General features: G+C 42.3%; 16 protein-coding genes. All 16 read right to left on the minus strand.

Annotation, left to right across the window (positions count from 1 at the left end):
• Position 1 precedes the first annotated feature (1 nt).
• A complete protein-coding gene (gene fliI, locus MOC09_RS04695) occupies positions 2 to 1,318 on the minus strand; it encodes a flagellar protein export ATPase FliI (protein ID WP_268369718.1) in 1,317 nt (438 codons plus the stop codon).
• Entirely contained in the window at positions 1,315 to 2,067 is a 753-nt protein-coding gene (gene fliH / locus MOC09_RS04700) for a flagellar assembly protein FliH (RefSeq protein WP_268369720.1), read from the minus strand. The genes fliI and fliH overlap by 4 nt, the downstream gene beginning before the upstream one ends.
• Positions 2,060 to 3,076 (minus strand): flagellar motor switch protein FliG, encoded by a 1,017-nt coding sequence (fliG, locus tag MOC09_RS04705; protein WP_014663967.1) that lies wholly within the window; start codon positions 3,074 to 3,076, stop codon positions 2,060 to 2,062. The genes fliH and fliG overlap by 8 nt, the downstream gene beginning before the upstream one ends.
• A gap of 12 nt (positions 3,077 to 3,088) precedes the next feature.
• Positions 3,089 to 4,699, minus strand: coding sequence for a flagellar basal-body MS-ring/collar protein FliF (gene fliF, locus MOC09_RS04710; protein ID WP_268369721.1), 1,611 nt, complete (start codon positions 4,697 to 4,699; stop codon positions 3,089 to 3,091).
• 45 nt (positions 4,700 to 4,744) lie between these two features.
• Positions 4,745 to 5,065, minus strand: a complete 321-nt coding sequence (gene fliE, locus MOC09_RS04715) for a flagellar hook-basal body complex protein FliE (RefSeq protein WP_268360745.1) — start codon at positions 5,063 to 5,065, stop codon at positions 4,745 to 4,747.
• A gap of 11 nt (positions 5,066 to 5,076) precedes the next feature.
• A complete protein-coding gene (flgC, locus tag MOC09_RS04720) occupies positions 5,077 to 5,529 on the minus strand; it encodes a flagellar basal body rod protein FlgC (RefSeq protein ID WP_268360743.1) in 453 nt (150 codons plus the stop codon).
• A complete protein-coding gene (flgB, locus tag MOC09_RS04725) occupies positions 5,529 to 5,918 on the minus strand; it encodes a flagellar basal body rod protein FlgB (protein ID WP_268360742.1) in 390 nt (129 codons plus the stop codon). The genes flgC and flgB overlap by 1 nt, the downstream gene beginning before the upstream one ends.
• Positions 5,919 to 6,299: 381 nt before the next feature.
• Complete coding sequence (gene codY / locus MOC09_RS04730; RefSeq protein ID WP_003220850.1) at positions 6,300 to 7,079, minus strand: GTP-sensing pleiotropic transcriptional regulator CodY; 780 nt, start codon at positions 7,077 to 7,079, stop codon at positions 6,300 to 6,302.
• Between the two features lie 39 nt (positions 7,080 to 7,118).
• The gene (gene hslU, locus MOC09_RS04735) at positions 7,119 to 8,522 is read right to left on the minus strand and encodes an HslU--HslV peptidase ATPase subunit (protein ID WP_419901062.1); all 1,404 of its coding nucleotides are present in this window, start codon (positions 8,520 to 8,522) and stop codon (positions 7,119 to 7,121) included.
• Positions 8,523 to 8,538: 16 nt separating this feature from the next.
• Positions 8,539 to 9,084 carry an ATP-dependent protease subunit ClpQ gene (gene clpQ, locus MOC09_RS04740; protein ID WP_003238555.1) on the minus strand — a complete coding sequence of 182 codons (546 nt, stop codon included), beginning with the start codon at positions 9,082 to 9,084 and terminating at the stop codon, positions 8,539 to 8,541.
• Between the two features lie 12 nt (positions 9,085 to 9,096).
• Entirely contained in the window at positions 9,097 to 10,011 is a 915-nt protein-coding gene (gene xerC, locus MOC09_RS04745) for a tyrosine recombinase XerC (RefSeq protein ID WP_268360410.1), read from the minus strand.
• Positions 10,012 to 10,078: 67 nt separating this feature from the next.
• Positions 10,079 to 11,386 carry an FADH(2)-oxidizing methylenetetrahydrofolate--tRNA-(uracil(54)-C(5))-methyltransferase TrmFO gene (trmFO, locus tag MOC09_RS04750; RefSeq protein ID WP_268369722.1) on the minus strand — a complete coding sequence of 436 codons (1,308 nt, stop codon included), beginning with the start codon at positions 11,384 to 11,386 and terminating at the stop codon, positions 10,079 to 10,081.
• Positions 11,387 to 11,461: 75 nt separating this feature from the next.
• Positions 11,462 to 13,537 (minus strand): type I DNA topoisomerase, encoded by a 2,076-nt coding sequence (gene topA / locus MOC09_RS04755; RefSeq protein WP_268360412.1) that lies wholly within the window; start codon positions 13,535 to 13,537, stop codon positions 11,462 to 11,464.
• Between the two features lie 186 nt (positions 13,538 to 13,723).
• Positions 13,724 to 14,617, minus strand: coding sequence for a DNA-processing protein DprA (gene dprA, locus MOC09_RS04760; protein WP_268360413.1), 894 nt, complete (start codon positions 14,615 to 14,617; stop codon positions 13,724 to 13,726).
• Between the two features lie 60 nt (positions 14,618 to 14,677).
• A complete protein-coding gene (gene sucD / locus MOC09_RS04765; protein WP_268360414.1) occupies positions 14,678 to 15,580 on the minus strand; it encodes a succinate--CoA ligase subunit alpha in 903 nt (300 codons plus the stop codon).
• Positions 15,581 to 15,608: 28 nt separating this feature from the next.
• Complete coding sequence (gene sucC, locus MOC09_RS04770) at positions 15,609 to 16,766, minus strand: ADP-forming succinate--CoA ligase subunit beta (RefSeq protein ID WP_268360415.1); 1,158 nt, start codon at positions 16,764 to 16,766, stop codon at positions 15,609 to 15,611.
• Positions 16,767 to 16,860: the final 94 nt, after the last annotated feature.

Genomic DNA, 16,860 nt, shown 5'->3' on the forward strand with positions numbered 1-16,860 from the left:
TTTATTCCTCATTTCCTGTCAAACTAGTTAATGCCGCAATGCTTTCTTCCAATAATGCTGATTCGTCCGTTCCCTGTTTTAAAAATTGAATAAGCTGCGGGTAAAATTGTATCGCTTCATCAATTTCCCTGGAGGATCCTCTTTTGTAAGCTCCAATATTAATGAGATCTTCTGAATTTTGATATGTCGATAGAAGTTCACGGAATTTATTTGCTGCGTCTAGGTGTTGTTTTGTCGATATGTTTGACATCACCCTGCTGATGCTTTTCAGCACATTAACTGCAGGAAACTGGCCTTTGTTGGCAAGCGCCCTGTCCAATACAATATGTCCGTCTAAAATACCGCGAACAGTGTCAGCAATCGGCTCATTCATGTCATCCCCGTCTACCAATACCGTATAAAACGCTGTAATGGTTCCGTATTCATTTGCACCCGTTCGTTCTAATAAACGAGGTAAAATAGCGAACACAGAAGGTGTATAGCCTTTTGTCGTCGGTGGTTCTCCGGCAGCCAGCCCAATTTCACGCTGCGCCATTGCCACCCTTGTAACAGAGTCCATCATAAACATGACATTTTGGCCTTTATCGCGGAAATACTCAGCAATAGCTGTCGCTGTATATGCCGCTTTCAATCTCATTAATGCTGGCTGATCTGAGGTGGCCACGACTACAATCGATCGTTTCAGCCCTTCTTCTCCCAGATCTTTTTCAATAAATTCACGAACCTCACGTCCGCGTTCCCCGACAAGTGCAATGACGTTTAAGTCAGCCTCTGTCTGCTTGGCGATCATCCCCATTAATGTGCTTTTACCGACACCGCTCCCAGCAAAAATCCCTATCCGCTGGCCTTTACCGACTGTCAGCAAGCTATCGATTGATCTGACCCCGACACCCATCTTTTCCCGGATAGGCGGCCGTTTCATCGGGTTGGGAGGTGATTGCTCTGTCGATACAGGCGATAGCCCTTTCGGCAGCAGTTTTCCGTCAAGCGGCTCACCAAAAGCATCAATGACCTGTCCAATCAGTCCAGCTCCCACTTTAACCCGAAGAGATTCACCAGTGGCTTCTACAATACTGCCGGGCGCAATGCTTGCAGCCTCTAAGTAAGGCATAAGCAAAATATTTTCTTCCTGGAAGCCGACAACCTCAGCTTTAATGACTTTACCGGATTGCCCTTTTGCATAAATCAGGCACACGTCGCCAATTGAGCTAGCAGGCCCTTTTGATTCAATCATCAGGCCGATCACCCGTTTCACTTTTCCGTATCGTTTATACGAGTCCGTTATTTTTATACAATCGATCAGACTCTGTGTCTTCATTCAGCTGCACCCGCTTCCAGCGCTGTCAGAAGTTTATCTTTCAATTGCATTAATTGAGTGTCTACGCTGGCATCTACTCTGCCAAAAGGAGTTTCTACATAACAGGATCCTTTTTGAGCTTTTTCATCAGCATATATGCCAAGCCGGCATTCTTTATAAAGAAGCTGCAGGATTTCATCTTTTTGCTGATAAACCGTCTCGTAGTAATATGGATCCACATATATTGCTATATCGTCATATTCCTTTACTTCGTTTACAACCTCTTTCACCAGCAGGAGAAACGCCTCTTTATCATCAGATTTTTGCTGCCATACTTTTTTAGCCAGTGCAACGGCAAGCTCAACGATTTCTTCAGAAGCATCTTCAAGCTTATCCTCAACAGCTTTTCTGGACATTTTAGTTATGCTGTTCGCTTGGTCGATCAGCTCAGCATACTGCTGAAGCGCCTCTGCTTTGCCTAATGCCACACCTTGTTCAAAGCCCTCAGCTTTTGCTTCCTCGATAAGCTTTTGTTTTTCAGCGGCCCATTCATTTTTTTCCTGTTCAATTTGGCGGCGAATATTTTCTATATGGCTGTTAGCCTGCTGAGAAATCCGGTCAGCTTCTTCTTTCACTCTGGCCATAAGCGCTTCTGGCTGCTCTTCGGCCTGCAAAAGGTGAGAATGCTCGATACGCACCTCTTGTATAGAGAGTTTTCTTCTTTCCTTTTGTGGAGAAAAAGATGATTCTTGTTTAATGATATTAGACAATAATATCGTCCCCTCCGCCTCTTGCTATTACAATTTCACCGGCTTCTTCAAGCTTTCTGACGATGCTTACAATCCTTGATTGAGCCTCTTCTACATCTTTCAAACGTACAGGGCCCATAAATTCCATTTCTTCTTTGAAGGTTTCAACCATACGCTGTGACATATTGCTGAATACAATTTCTTTGACTTCCTCGCTCGCAACCTTTAATGAAAGGAGCAGATCGTCGTTCTCAACATCGCGAATGACTCTCTGAATGGCGCGGTTATCAAGTGTAACAATGTCTTCAAAGACAAACATACGCTTTTTAATTTCTTCAGCAAGATCGGGATCCTGAATTTCCAATGAATCCAAGATCGTCTTCTCTGTTCCTCTGTCTACCCCGTTTAACACTTCCACAACAGCTTCAATTCCGCCTGTTTGTGTATAATCCTGAGTAAATGCAGAAGATAATTTTTGTTCCAGAATCCGTTCCACCTCATTAATAATTTCTGGTGACGTTCTGTCCATGACCGCGATTCTTCTCGCGACCTCAGCCTGCACTTCAGGATTCAGCTCCGATAAAATTTGCCCGGCTTGCACAGGATCTAGATAAGACAAGATTAAAGCCATCGTCTGCGGATGCTCTTGCTGTATAAAATTCAAAATTTGTTCAGGCTCCGCTTTTCTGGCAAAATCAAACGGTTTAACCTGTAAAGAAGAAGTCAGCCTGTTTAAAATGTTTTCCGCCTTGTCCTCACCAAGCGCCTTCTCAAGAACTTGTCTCGCATAGCTTAGACCGCCTTGAGAAATATAATCTTGCGCAATGGCTATATTATGAAATTCTTCTATAATTTCATCCTTTTTTTGATGATCGACACTTCGAACACCTGATATTTCCAGGGTAAGCCTTTCAATTTCTTCATCGGTTAAGTGCTTATATACAGAAGCTGACACGTCTAACCCCAAGGAAATCATGAGAATGGCTGCTTTTTGTTTTCCTGTAAGCTTATCTTGATCACGTCTCGCCATTTCTAATTCCTCCTAATCCTCGGCCAGCCAGCTTCTCAGCAGTTTTGCAAAATCTTCCGGCTTGTCTTTCGCCATCTTTTCAAGCTGTTTTCGTCTGACTGTTTCCGCTGTTTCATTTTCCTCTTCGTTGATATCAGGCAGATTAATCGGTTCTTGAGGAACCTCATATTCATACTCCTCATATTCATCCTCTTGCACTCGTTTCTTTCTGACAAGCATAATAATGAGAACGATGATCGCTGCGATTAAAACACCGCCTACGATATATGCCCATAGCGGGATACCAGATGATTTCTCCGTATTTGTATCCAAATTGACTTTTCCGTCAAACGGCTGAACGGAGACCACAATTTTATTATTAATATCTTGATCAGAAAGGTTCTGGTTTTGTGTTGCGTCCTTATCCAGTGATGTTCTGACAACAGTTGAAAGGATTTTTTGTATATCATCCTGTCTTTCAGTTGATAGCGACGCTGTGTTTTTGGCATCAGGCGGCTCTACCATGACTTGAATCCCCAAATCTCTGATTTTATATGGGCTTTCAGCGATTTCTTTATGGATTCTGTTCACTTCATAATTGATTTTATTACTGCTTTTTTCGTAGTTCCCACTTTCGGTATTTTCACCGTCAGCTTGATAATTAGTTACATCCTCGTCCCCGGTTCCGGCGGTTCCGCCATTGGCTGCACCGTCACCCTGGTATGTTTCAGATACCTTTTCCGCGCTGACTGCAATGCCTTCCATGTTTTCTTTATCAACAGGTTCGACTATATCTTCTGTACGATTTTCTTTCGTGAAATCAATGTCCGCTGTAACGGAGACAACGACTTTATCTTGTCCCATCATCGTTCCAAGCAGTGACTGAACATGTTTTTGAATGTCTTTTTCAACTTGGGACTTAATTCCCTGCTGTGAAGAATAACTATCCGCGTAGGACCCTGCATCGCTGTCTGATTTGTCGTAGTATGTAGAATTTTGGTCCATGATGACAATGTTATCTTCTTTTAAGTTCGGCACACTTTTCGATACCAGATGATACAATCCGTTGATCTGGCTTTGATCAAGTGTATAGCCCGGCTGAATCTGCAGAACGATTGATGCAGATGCTGCAGATTGCTCCTCACCGACAAACACAGCGTCTTTCGGGAGGTTAATCATTACTTTTGAATTTTTGATACCGTCCATTTCATTGATCAAATTTGACAGTTCTGTCTGTGTGGCTTTCACTTTCACCATATCAAACTCATTGTCTGTCAAACCAAACCCGGCATTTTGCCCAAAAAATGAATAGTCAATCGATCCGGTTTTAGGCAGTCCTTCCGCAGCCAGCTGGACTTTCAATGAATCAACCTGGTCCTCCGGAACGCTAATCACTGTACCGCCATTCGAAAGTTCGTTCGGCACTTTTTTCGCATCCAGCTCTTCTTTGATTTTGCCTGCTTCTTCGGCAGACAAATCTTTGTACAGCGGCGCCATTTTTGTGCTTGAAGCAAAAACGCTAATAATAATTCCAAGAATAATAACTGCCGCTAAAGCACTAACCATTAAAATCTTTTGTGATTTAGATCTGTTTTTCCAAAACTCACTCGTTTTGTTTTTCATTTGCATTAGAGTACGATTCATGTTAACCCCCGGTCATTCCACTCTTTCTCTTAATCGTCAGACCCCCTACATTTGCATTCTCATAATCTCCTGATACGCTTCCACAGCTTTATTGCGGAACTCTGTTGCAGCCGTCAGAGAGATGCTTGCTTTTTGAGCGGCTATCATGACCTCATCAAGATTTACATCTTTTCCTGCAGCTAAGGCATTAGTCATGTTGTCAGAAGCTATTTGGGACTCATTTAACGAACTAATAGAGTTTTTTAAAAGCTCCGAAAAGCTTGTTTGATTTGAAGAATCTGTTTTTTGGCTATTGTTTACTTGATTTGTTGCATTTTGAGTGTTTTGAGTATTTTGAACCTGAAAAGGAGAAATTGCATTAATCACATTCATTCACCTTACTTTCCGATTTCTAACGCCTTCATCAGCATTCCCTTTGTGGCATTCATCGCAGTGACATTCGCCTCGTATGATCTGGTGCTGCTGACAAGGTCAACCATTTCCTTTAATGGATCAACATTAGGCTTTTGTACATATCCCTCAGCATTTGCATCAGGGTCTGTCGGATCATAAACAAGATTAAAATTCGAATCATCTTCTGTGATTTTTGAAACTTTCACACCGCTTCCAGCATTGCCGCTTCCGCTCATCTGTGAATTGAGAATAGAAGAGAACGATTCACCCTTTGACTGAAGAGAAACCATTTTTCTTCTGTAAGGCACCCACTCTCCGTTCACCTGCTTAGCTCTTGTCGTATCCATATTAGCCAAGTTAGACGACACCACGTCCATTCTGACACGCTGAGCAGTTAAAGCTGATGCTGAAACGTTTAAGCTATGAAAAGCTGTCATCATTTTCCTCCTGTTAATACGGTCTTCAGCGAATTAAATTTGCCGTTCATTCTTTCAACTAAAGCTTGATAGTTGATTTGATTTTGCGCTAATTCTGTCATCTCTTTGTCAACATCAACATTGTTTCCATTTTGCTGATACGATGTATTCTTGCTTGTTACGATTGAATAATTCGAATCAGTATCAGAAAAATCAACATGACGATAGTCTGTTTTTATCGCATCAAGACGAGAGGATTCTTGATCTAATAAATTTTGGAAAGAAACTTTTTTTGCCTTATAGTTCGGTGTATCTATATTAGCGATATTATTAGTTATGACTTTTTGCTTAATATCCGCTCTGCTCAAGGCATTTTCAAGATTTTGTATCGTTCCAGAAAATAAGCCCAAATCCACTTACCTCCATTTCAGTTTTTTTCACCCTCAATATCCTTGTCGAGAATTGTAAAACTATATGCTTATTGTAAGAAATAACAGGCATAAAGTCTATGAAGATCGTGTAAAAAAATGTGCTCACAATTATCTATTTTATAACTAGGTATATAGTCCTAGATTATTTGAACTATGTTTCCCGCTTTGATATAAGCCTGAAAATAGCAGAATTTCTGTTTTTTCTTTATTATTTTCGACATTTTTGAGTTTTTTTGAAGATAATTGTAAGCTTTATTAAAATTATTACAAAGAAAGACTTTAAACCCAGGAAATAAAGCTTATCAATTTCCTTTATTTGAGTATAAAAAAGAACCCCTTTTTAAGGGGTTCTTTCTGTCATTAATGAGATTTTAGATTTTCTAACTCAATTAGGAATTTGTTGTTAAGAACTTTGATATACGTACCTTTCATTCCTAATGATCTTGACTCGATAACACCCGCACTTTCCAGCTTTCTGAGTGCGTTCACAATAACAGAGCGGGTAATGCCGACGCGATCTGCGATTTTACTTGCAACGAGAAGACCTTCGTTTCCGTCAAGCTCTTCAAAAATATGTTCAATCGCTTCAAGCTCACTATAAGAAAGAGAGCTGATAGCCATTTGCACGACAGCTTTGCTTCTTGCTTCCTCTTCGATTTCTTCTGCTTTTTCTCTCAGGATCTCCATTCCAACAACCGTAGCACCATATTCAGCAAGAATTAAATCATCGTCATTAAATTGGTCCTGTAAACGTGAAAGAATGAGTGTTCCCAATCTTTCTCCGCCTCCGATAATCGGTACAATTGTTGTTAAACCAGCTTGGAACAGGTCTCTGTTCTCAACGGGAAAAGCAGTATATTCACTGTTAATATCCAAGTTAGAAGATGTTTCAGGAACATTAAACAGATTTTTTGTATATTCCTCAGGGAATTGGCGATCCTCAAGCATTTTTTTCATACGATCATTTTCAATTTGCTGGTTAATAGAATATCCAAGGAGTTTGCCTCGGCGGCTTACAACGAAAATATTGGAATCAATTACATCCCGCAATGTCTCCGCCATTTCCTTGAAGTTTACCGGTTTTCCTGCTGCAGCCTGCAGCATGGAGTTAATAATTCTTGTTTTTTGTAATAAAGCCATGATAAATAATCCTCCTAAACATTCCTCTTATTAAATTTTTCACAATATAAATTGACTTAAATCTTTGTTTTTGGCTATCGTTCCGAGCTTTTCTTCGACATACTGTGGTGTAATCGTTATTTTCTCCATTGTTACATCAGGAGCTTCAAACGACAGATCTTCTAATAGGCGTTCAAGTATTGTATGAAGGCGTCTCGCACCGATATTATCTGTGTCCTGGTTCACATGATAAGCAATTTCAGCAATCTTATGAATAGCTTCGTCAGAAAATTCAAGAGATATACCTTCTGTCTGCAATAAAGCCTGGTATTGTTTCAGCAGCGCATTATCCGGCTCAACCAAAATTCTCACGAAGTCGTCTACCGTCAGTTTGCTCAGTTCTACACGAATCGGGAAACGTCCCTGCAACTCAGGAATCAAATCAGATGGTTTGGCCATATGAAACGCTCCTGCTGCAATAAATAACACATGGTCTGTTTTTACTGATCCATACTTAGTGACAACAGTAGATCCCTCAACGATCGGGAGAATGTCCCGCTGAACGCCTTCCCTTGATACATCGGCAGAGGATGACGCGCCGCCGTTTTTTGCAATTTTATCAATCTCGTCGATAAAGATAATGCCGCTCTCTTCTGCTCTCTGAACAGCTTCCTGGCTGACTTCATCCATATCAATGAGTTTGCTTGCTTCTTCATTTGTCAGGACTTTTCTGGCTTCTCTGACGGTCATTTTGCGCCGTTTCTTTTTCTTTGGCATTAGTCCGCTCAATGCGTCCTGCATGTTCATGCCCATCTGCTCCATACCCGAGCCCTGCAGCATATCAAACATAGAAGGCTGCTGCTCTTCGACTTCTACTGTTACATAGTAGTCTTCAAGCTCTCCTAAAGCCAGCTGATGCGCCATGCGTTTTCTTTTTTCTTCAATGTTTGCTTCTTCCTGACTCTCTGCCTCATCTTCACCATTCGGCTGGCTGCCGCCAAAAAACATTTCAAACGGATTTTTCACGCCTGATTGTTTTTTCTTCCCAGGAACTAACAGACGAACAATGCGTTTGTTGGCATTTTCTTCTGCCTGCTCCTTTACTTCATTCATTTTCTCTTCTTTTATAAGCCGAACGGACGTCTCCACAAGGTCTCTGACCATTGATTCAACATCCCTGCCTACATAGCCGACTTCGGTGAATTTTGTTGCTTCAATTTTAATAAATGGCGCACCTGAAAGCTTGGCGATACGTCTGGCAATTTCAGTTTTTCCAACGCCGGTAGGCCCCATCATTAAAATGTTTTTCGGAACGACCTCGTCCTTCAGCTTTTCATCCAGAAGACTTCTTCTATAGCGGTTTCTTAATGCCACGGCGACAGCTTTTTTCGCGTTTTGCTGACCGACAATATATTGGTCTAACCGATCTACAATCTGTCTTGGTGTTAACGGATTTTTTTCCATGCGCCTCAAGTCCTTTCTATTCAAGCTCTTCCAGTATGATTTGATCGTTCGTGTAAACACAAATTTCGCCTGCTGTTTCTAACGCGGCTCTAGCAATCTCACTTGCAGACATGCTTTCACCGGCATGCTTTTTCAAAGCTCTTCCGGCTGCCAAAGCGTAATTGCCTCCTGATCCAATCGCGAGAATGCCGTCATCTGGTTCGATCACCTCGCCTGTTCCCGATACGAGAAGCAAGGTATCCTGATTCATCACAATCAGCATGGCTTCAAGCTTTCTAAGCACTTTGTCGCTGCGCCATTCTTTTGCAAGCTCAACAGCCGCCCGTTTTAAGTTGCCGTTATACTCTTCAAGCTTAGCTTCAAACTTTTCGAATAAAGTGAAAGCGTCTGCAACAGATCCCGCAAACCCAGCAAGAACCTTCCCATTAAACAGTTTTCTTACTTTTCTCGCAGTATGTTTCATGACAACAGCCTGACCAAACGTCACTTGGCCGTCTCCGGACATTGCACTTCGTCCCTTATGCTGGACGGCGAATATTGTGGTCGCATGAAAAGATGACATAAAGGGCCTCCTTTAATTTTTCTTAAAAGCTCTTGGATGGTGAGACATATATGTGTTTCTCAACATTTCCTTCGAAACGTGCGTGTATATCTGTGTCGAAGACAGATTGGAATGCCCGAGCAGTTCTTGAACGCTCCTCAAATCCGCTCCTTCGTTTAACAGATGAGTGGCGAACGTATGTCGAAGCATATGCGGATGGATATGTAAAGTGCCGGACGCTTTTTGGACAAGCCCGCTTAAAATATGTCTGATACCTCGGGCTGTAAGCGGTCCGCCTCTTTGATTCACAAATAATAGATCGTGAGGTTCTTTTGCTTTTATCAGCAAGCACTGCCTTCCGCTATTCATATATCTATCCAACGCTTCGCGGGCGTAAGACCCAAAAGGGATATAGCGCTGCTTCTTGCCTTTACCGTGAACAAGCACAGTGTCCATAAATAAATCTACATCGCTGACAGTTATGGAACAGCATTCACTGACCCTCATTCCGGTGGCATAAAGAAGCTCTAACAGCGCTTGATCCCTCATTCCGGCCGGCTGGCTTATATCTGAAACTTCAAACAGTTCTTCAAGCTCTTTTTGATAGAGAAACTTCGGTATCCGTTTCTCTTGTTTCGGCAAGTGAACAAGCTGAAACGGATTTTCTTCAACAAGCTTTTCTCGCATCAGGAATTTATAAAAGCTTCTCAATGCAGATATCTTTTTGCTTATTGTTCGTCTCGATAAACCTTTTTCATAGGCTTCTGTCAAAAAAATCCTAGTATCTTGATATGCAGCTTCTTCAAATCCATTTATACCTTGAACGCGCAGGAAAGTCTCGAATTCTTCAATTGAATCCACATAATTCACAATAGTATATTGTGAATAATTTTTTTCAATTTGTAAATATTCAACGAATAACTTTACGAAATTCTTAACATTCTCCATGCCTAATTCCTCCCCAGAAAGGGCTTTTAAATGGTATCACAAATCGCGTTCAAGTTGCAATCAATACCTATATTGTTTTCGAAATTGTTCGAATTGTCTCAATTGCGCGGTTCGCGTATTGTTCATTCCGCTCTTTTTTATTTTTAATTTTAACAGGCAATTCTTTTAAAAGCCCAAAGTTTGCATTCATCGGCTGGAAGTTCTTCTGATTTGTTGTTGTAATATAGTGAGCCATGCTGCCTATTGCTGTTTCCTGAGGGAAAGTGACAAGCTCTTCTCCTAAAACAAGTTTAGCCGCATTAATGCCTGCTACCAGTCCTGAAGCAGCTGATTCCACATATCCTTCTACTCCCGTCATTTGGCCTGCAAAGAACAGGTCACTGCGGTTTTTAAATTGATAAGTTGGCTTTAACAGGCTTGGAGAGTTAATGAATGTATTTCTGTGCATCACGCCGTATCTCACAATTTCTACATTTTCAAGCCCTGGAATCAATTTAAGAACTTCTTTTTGGTCCCCCCATTTTAAATGAGTCTGGAACCCTACAATATTGTAGAGTGTTCCTGCAGCATCATCCTGTCTGAGCTGAACAACAGCATAAGGGCGCTTTCCTGTAACAGGATGCTCTAAACCAACGGGTTTCATTGGTCCGAAAAGCATTGTTTTCTTTCCCCGTTTTGCCATGACTTCAATCGGCATGCAGCCTTCAAAGAAGATTTCTTTTTCGAATTCTTTTAACGGGACTGTTTCTGCTGATGTTAATGCTTCATGAAAACGGTCAAACTCTTCTTCTGTCATCGGGCAGTTCAAATACGCTGCTTCCCCTTTATCGTAACGGGATTTCAGGTATACTTTATCCATATCAAGGCTGTCTTTTTCTACAATCGGCGCCGCTGCATCATAAAAATATAAATAGTCCTCTCCAGTCAGCTCCTTCAGCTGGGCAGACAACGATTCTGACGTTAATGGACCCGTTGCGATAATGGTAGGGCCTTCGGGTATTTCTGTGACTTCTTCATTAATAACAGTTACGTTTGGATGATTTTTTACCCGATTTGTCACACTTTCGGCAAATTCATGGCGGTCAACTGCGAGAGCGCCCCCGGCAGGAACGGAACATTCGTCAGCAGCCGCGATGATAGCTGAATCAAGCGCCCGCATTTCTTCCTTTAATACACCGACAGCGTTAGCAAGCGTGTTGGAGCGCAGAGAGTTGCTGCACACAAGCTCGGCAAATTTATCTGTATGGTGCGCAGGCGTTTGTTTAACAGGGCGCATTTCATATAATTTGACTTGAATTCCCCGTTTGGCAAGCTGCCACGCTGCCTCACTACCTGCTAGTCCGGCTCCGATTACATTCACTGTTTGTTGGTTCATCTTTCACATCTCCTAGTTTATTATTCAAGGCCTTCTTTTAACACACAAAGAAGGTGAGCAAGACCCTGCTCACCGCTACTTCTGTGGTTCTTCCTTATAATCGCATTCCACGCATTGGACTTGTATGCCTTTTTTGAGTTTTTTCTCGACGAGCATTTTTCCGCATTTCGGGCATTTTCGTTCAATTGGTTTGTCCCAGGAAACGAATTCACAGTCCGGATAACGGTCACAGCCGTAAAAAACCCGTTTCTTTTTCGATTTTCGCTCCACAATATTTCCTTCACCGCAGCTCGGGCACTTCACGCCGATCTGTTTTACAATCGGTTTTGTGTTCCGGCAGTCCGGGAAGTTGGAGCAAGCTAAGAATTTACCATACCGGCCCATTTTATATACCATTGGAGAACTGCACAATTCACAATCTTCTCCTGCATATTCCGGTTCGATTTCAACTTCCTTCATTTCCGCTTCGGCCTTTTTGACCCGTTTTTCAAAATCGGTATAGAAGTTATCGATAATCTTAACCCATTCCGTGTTGCCTTCTTCAACATGATCAAGGTCTTTTTCCATTTTTGCCGTAAACTCAACATTAATGATTTCAGGGAAGAATTCCATGATCAAGTCAAGGACGATCTGCCCTAGTTCAGTCGGAACAAAGCGTTTATTATCCAAAGCCACGTAGCCGCGCCGCTGAATGGTATCAAGCGTCGGAGCGTATGTGGAAGGACGGCCGATACCGAGTTCTTCAAGGGTTTTAACGAGACGAGCCTCAGTATAGCGCGGAGGCGGCTGGGTAAAATGCTGCTCCGGTTCTATATCTTTTGATAATACCGTGTCGCCTTCTTGCAAATCAGGCAGCATCCGGTCTTTTTCTTCCAGTTGGTCGTCTTTTCCTTCAACATACACCTTCATAAACCCGGAAAACTTGACTTTACTTCCATTTGCACGGAATGTCAAACCGTTGTTTGTCAGGTCGACACTCATTGTATCGAGAACTGCAGGCGCCATTTGGCTGGCTACAAAGCGCTCCCAAATTAATTTATACAATCTCATCTGATCTCTGCCAAGTACTGCTTTTAATTCGCTTGGTTTTCTGAGAACTGACGTCGGGCGGATTGCTTCGTGAGCGTCCTGAGCATTTTCATTCTTTTTCGCAGGCTTTCGTTTGCCGCCTAAGAACTCTTTGCCGTATGACTGATCAATAAATGCAGCTGCTTCTTCAACCGCCGTATTTGAAATACGCGTTGAATCCGTTCTCATATACGTGATCAGACCGACAGTTCCTTCTCTTCCAAGATCGATTCCTTCATATAATTGCTGTGCAATCATCATCGTTTTCTTGGCTCTGAAATTGAGTTTGCGGGCCGCTTCCTGCTGCAGGGTGGAAGTTGTAAAAGGCAATGCCGGATTACGTTTGCGTTCCTTTTTCGTTACTTTTTCAACTGTATATTTATTGCCTTTAAGCTGAGAAAGGATGTCTTTAACATCAGCTTCACTATTTAAAGGAAGTTTTTTGCCGTTCTTTCCGAAAAAGCTCGCTTCAAACGTTTCCTGTCCTTTTAAGAACGTGCCGTCAATTGTCCAATATTCCTCAGGTTTAAAGTCGTTAATTTCTTTTTCACGGTCAATAATCAAACGGAGGGCAACAGATTGCACACGGCCTGCGCTAAGCCCTTTTTTGACTTTTTTCCATAGGATTGGACTGATTTTATATCCGACAAGCCTGTCTAAAATACGTCTCGCCTGCTGTGCATCCACTAAATCCATATTGATCATGCGGGGATGCTTAAACGATTCCTTGATGGCGTCTTTTGTAATTTCATTAAATACCACGCGGCAGTCTGAATTGAGATCCAAATCAAGGCTGTGTGCCAAGTGCCATGCAATCGCTTCCCCTTCTCTGTCGGGGTCAGCTGCAAGAAACACTTTTTTGGCTTTTTTTGCAGCGGTTTTAAGCTCTTTTAGTACAGGTCCTTTACCTCGAATGGTAATGTATTTCGGTTCAAAATTTTGTTCTATGTCAACTCCCATTTGACTTTTTGGAAGATCCCGGACATGTCCCATCGATGCTTTTACTTTATATTTTTTACCTAAGTAACGTTCAATCGTTTTCGCCTTAGCGGGCGATTCCACGATGACTAGATAATCAGACATTTTCATCCCCCTCAAGAGGTGTTCTCTCTCTTTTCAAGTATTTCAATTTTATTTTTGCAGCTGTCTTTATTTGGCTTTCAACAATTCATTCTTTATGATGAACGTCATTATTTAAATACAAAACAATATGCAACTTTAAATCCTCACTATTATTAAATATTACAATGCCGTTTGTCAAACGATAATTCAAAAGGGTTCCGTATATTGAACGTTTCTCTCAGGAAGCTCCTCGAAAATATCCTCTGCTGACCATATGGCTTTAGCCCCCTGCTGAATCAGTTTAATAGGACCTCCGGCGTAAGGATCAAATAATGAACCGGGCACGGCAAATACTTCTCTCCCTTGCTCCAATGCTTGGTATGCAGTAATCAGCGAACCGCTTTTTTCTTTACCCTGCACGACAATAACGCCTTCACTTAATCCGCTAATGATACGGTTTCTCATAGGGAAATGCCATTTTTGGGGTTTGGTTTCCGGTGGATGCTCTGACAGAAGGATATGGTGTTTAGCCATGTAATGTGCTAACTGAAGGTTTTCCCGGGGATAAATGTTCTGAAATCCGCCTGCAATGACGCCGATTGTCCGGCCTTTCGCCTCAATACTTGCAGCATGGGACATTCCGTCTATCCCAGCCGCCAATCCGCTGACAATCACCCAATCTTTGCGGCAAAGCTCTTTTGTAAGATGATTGACAACATGTATCCCATAAGCTGTTGGATGTCTTGTCCCTACAATTCCAATTTTCCTTCCTTTAGAAAGAAGGGTCATATCACCCTTTGCAAACAGGACGGCAGGGGGATCATAGATGGTTTTCAGCCAGAAAGGATATTGCTTTGAAGAAATCGGGATGGTGTTAATGCCTTGCTCATGATAAACAGCAAGTACACGCTGAAGCTTTGGATAATATTCTTCTATTTTATTTTTTAATGCAGCTGCCTTTACTTTACCGCGAGTAACAGTTTCGAACACAGGCGATGTCAGCGACATAGACGGATCGGCTTTCCACCATTTTAATAGAAGGGATGGGGATAATAATTGATTGATTCTGCAAATCATTAAACAGGCTGCGGCCTGATCCAATATATTGACCTCCTTTTGACAGAAAAAGCAGGAACAGCCTAGACGGCTGTCCCTTCTTTATTAATGTGTTTTGCAAGTTTCGAATAAGTTTTTCTCTTTCAGCACCTTGATTAAGGTTTCACCCATTACTGAAGGTGTCTCTGCAACTTCAATGCCGCATGCATTAAGGGTTTTGATTTTTTCATCAGCTGTCCCTTTTCCGCCGGAAATAATGGCCCCGGCATGTCCCATGCGTTTCCCTGGAGGTGCTGTTTTACCGCCGATAAATCCGACTACAGGTTTTGTCATGTTTGCTTTTACCCACTCTGCTGCTTCCTCTTCGGCAGTACCACCGATTTCGCCAATCATAATGACAGCGTGTGTTTCAGGATCTTCGTTAAACGCTTTTAAGACATCAATAAAGTTTGTTCCATTTACAGGATCGCCGCCGATTCCAACAGCTGTAGATTGTCCTACGCCCGCTTCTGAGAGCTGATGCACCGCTTCGTATGTTAATGTTCCTGAACGCGATACAACGCCTACATGACCCTTTTTATGGATATATCCAGGCATAATGCCGATTTTACATTCTTCAGGTGTGATGACACCAGGGCAGTTCGGCCCTATCAATCTCGTTTTCTTGCCTTCCATGAAGCGTTTGACCTTGACCATATCCAAAACCGGAATATGCTCAGTGATGCAAATCACGAGATCAAGCTCCGCATCCACCGCTTCCATAATCGCATCTGCTGCAAAAGGCGCCGGCACATATATTACAGAGGCGTTAGCGCCAGTTGTTTGAACTGCTTCAGCCACTGTATTAAAGACCGGAACTCCTTCCACTTCAGTTCCGCCTTTTCCAGGTGTTACACCGCCTACGATATTTGTGCCGTATTCGAGCATCTGCTTCGTATGAAATAAAGCGGTAGAACCTGTAATCCCTTGTACAATAACTCTTGTATCTTTATTAATAAAAACACTCATTATCTGGTCCCCTGCCTTTCATTCTTTCCTAAACTAAGGATACGATTTTCTGCGCGCCGTCAGCCATTGATTCCGCAGATGTTATGTTTAATCCTGATTCACTAAGGATTTTCTTCCCTAGATCCACGTTTGTGCCTTCAAGTCGGACGACCAGCGGCAATGTCAAACCGACTTGTCTTGTCGCTTCAACAACCCCTTCTGCGATAACATCACATTTCATAATGCCGCCGAAAATGTTGACAAAAATCCCTTTAACGTTTTGATCAGAAAGAATGATTTTAAATGCTTCCGTGACTTTTTCTGCGGTTGCACCGCCGCCCACATCAAGGAAGTTGGCCGGTTCTCCTCCATAATGCTTGATAATGTCCATTGTTGACATTGCAAGTCCCGCACCGTTTACCATACAGCCGATATTTCCATCTAGGGAAATGTAGCTTAAGTCATATTTGGACGCTTCGATTTCTTTCGGATCTTCTTCATCCAAATCTCTGTACTCCAAAATGTCCTTTTGTCTGTACAACGCGTTGCTGTCAAAATTTAATTTCGCATCAAGCGCCATCACATTTCCGTCGCCTGTTACAACGAGCGGATTGATTTCGGCGATTGAGCAGTCTTTCTCAACAAAGGCTTTATATAGTCCAAGCATAAATTTAGCAGCTTTTCCCACAAGCTCCTTTGGAATATTAATTGCGAATGCGATTTCTCTGGCTTGATAGCCTTGGAGGCCGACAGCCGGATCAATGACAGCTTTTTTGATTTTTTCCGGTGTTTTCTCCGCTACTTCTTCAATCTCCGTTCCGCCTTCTTCAGAAGCCATCAGAACGATTCTAGAAGTGGCGCGGTCAAGCACGAGCCCCACATAGTATTCCTTTTTAATATCGCAGCCTTCTTCAATAAGTAAGCGTTTTATTACTTGGCCGTCCGGACCCGTCTGATGTGTAACGAGGGTCTTTCCTAATAGTTCCTCGGCATACGCTTTCACTTCGTCTAATGATTTTGCTATTTTTACCCCACCGGCTTTGCCTCGACCGCCAGCATGAATTTGAGCCTTTACGACATAAACCGAGCTGGATAAGCTCTTTGCTTTCTCAACTGCTTCATCTGCTGTAAAAGCCACTTTACCTTCAGGAACAGATACCCCATATTTTCTGAGGACTTCTTTTCCCTGGTACTCATGGATATTCATTTCCCATCCTCCTAACTTATGTAACAAAACTAAAATAGACTGCGCTTTCATTCTATAATAATACTGGAAGAATTGTCTAGAGTTCGATGCAAAA

The sequence above is a fragment of the Bacillus sp. N12A5 genome (genome assembly GCF_026790125.1).
In the GTDB taxonomy this organism is placed as follows: domain Bacteria; phylum Bacillota; class Bacilli; order Bacillales; family Bacillaceae; genus Bacillus.

Bases quoted from the DNA above. Each gene is read 5' to 3' on its own strand.
- trmFO (WP_268369722.1), bottom strand. From the start codon at position 11,386: ATGAACCAACAAACAGTGAATGTAATCGGAGCCGGACTAGCAGGTAGT.
- clpQ (WP_003238555.1), bottom strand. From the start codon at position 9,084: ATGTCATCTTTTCATGCGACCACAATATTCGCCGTCCAGCATAAGGGA.
- hslU (WP_419901062.1), bottom strand. From the start codon at position 8,522: ATGGAAAAAAATCCGTTAACACCAAGACAGATTGTAGATCGGTTAGAC.
- fliF (WP_268369721.1), bottom strand. From the start codon at position 4,699: ATGAATCGTACTCTAATGCAAATGAAAAACAAAACGAGTGAGTTTTGG.
- flgC (WP_268360743.1), bottom strand. From the start codon at position 5,529: ATGACAGCTTTTCATAGCTTAAACGTTTCAGCATCAGCTTTAACTGCT.
- sucD (WP_268360414.1), bottom strand. From the start codon at position 15,580: ATGAGTGTTTTTATTAATAAAGATACAAGAGTTATTGTACAAGGGATT.
- xerC (WP_268360410.1), bottom strand. From the start codon at position 10,011: ATGGAGAATGTTAAGAATTTCGTAAAGTTATTCGTTGAATATTTACAA.
- fliI (WP_268369718.1), bottom strand. From the start codon at position 1,318: ATGAAGACACAGAGTCTGATCGATTGTATAAAAATAACGGACTCGTAT.
- topA (WP_268360412.1), bottom strand. From the start codon at position 13,537: ATGTCTGATTATCTAGTCATCGTGGAATCGCCCGCTAAGGCGAAAACG.
- codY (WP_003220850.1), bottom strand. From the start codon at position 7,079: ATGGCTTTATTACAAAAAACAAGAATTATTAACTCCATGCTGCAGGCT.
- fliG (WP_014663967.1), bottom strand. From the start codon at position 3,076: ATGGCGAGACGTGATCAAGATAAGCTTACAGGAAAACAAAAAGCAGCC.
- sucC (WP_268360415.1), bottom strand. From the start codon at position 16,766: ATGAATATCCATGAGTACCAGGGAAAAGAAGTCCTCAGAAAATATGGG.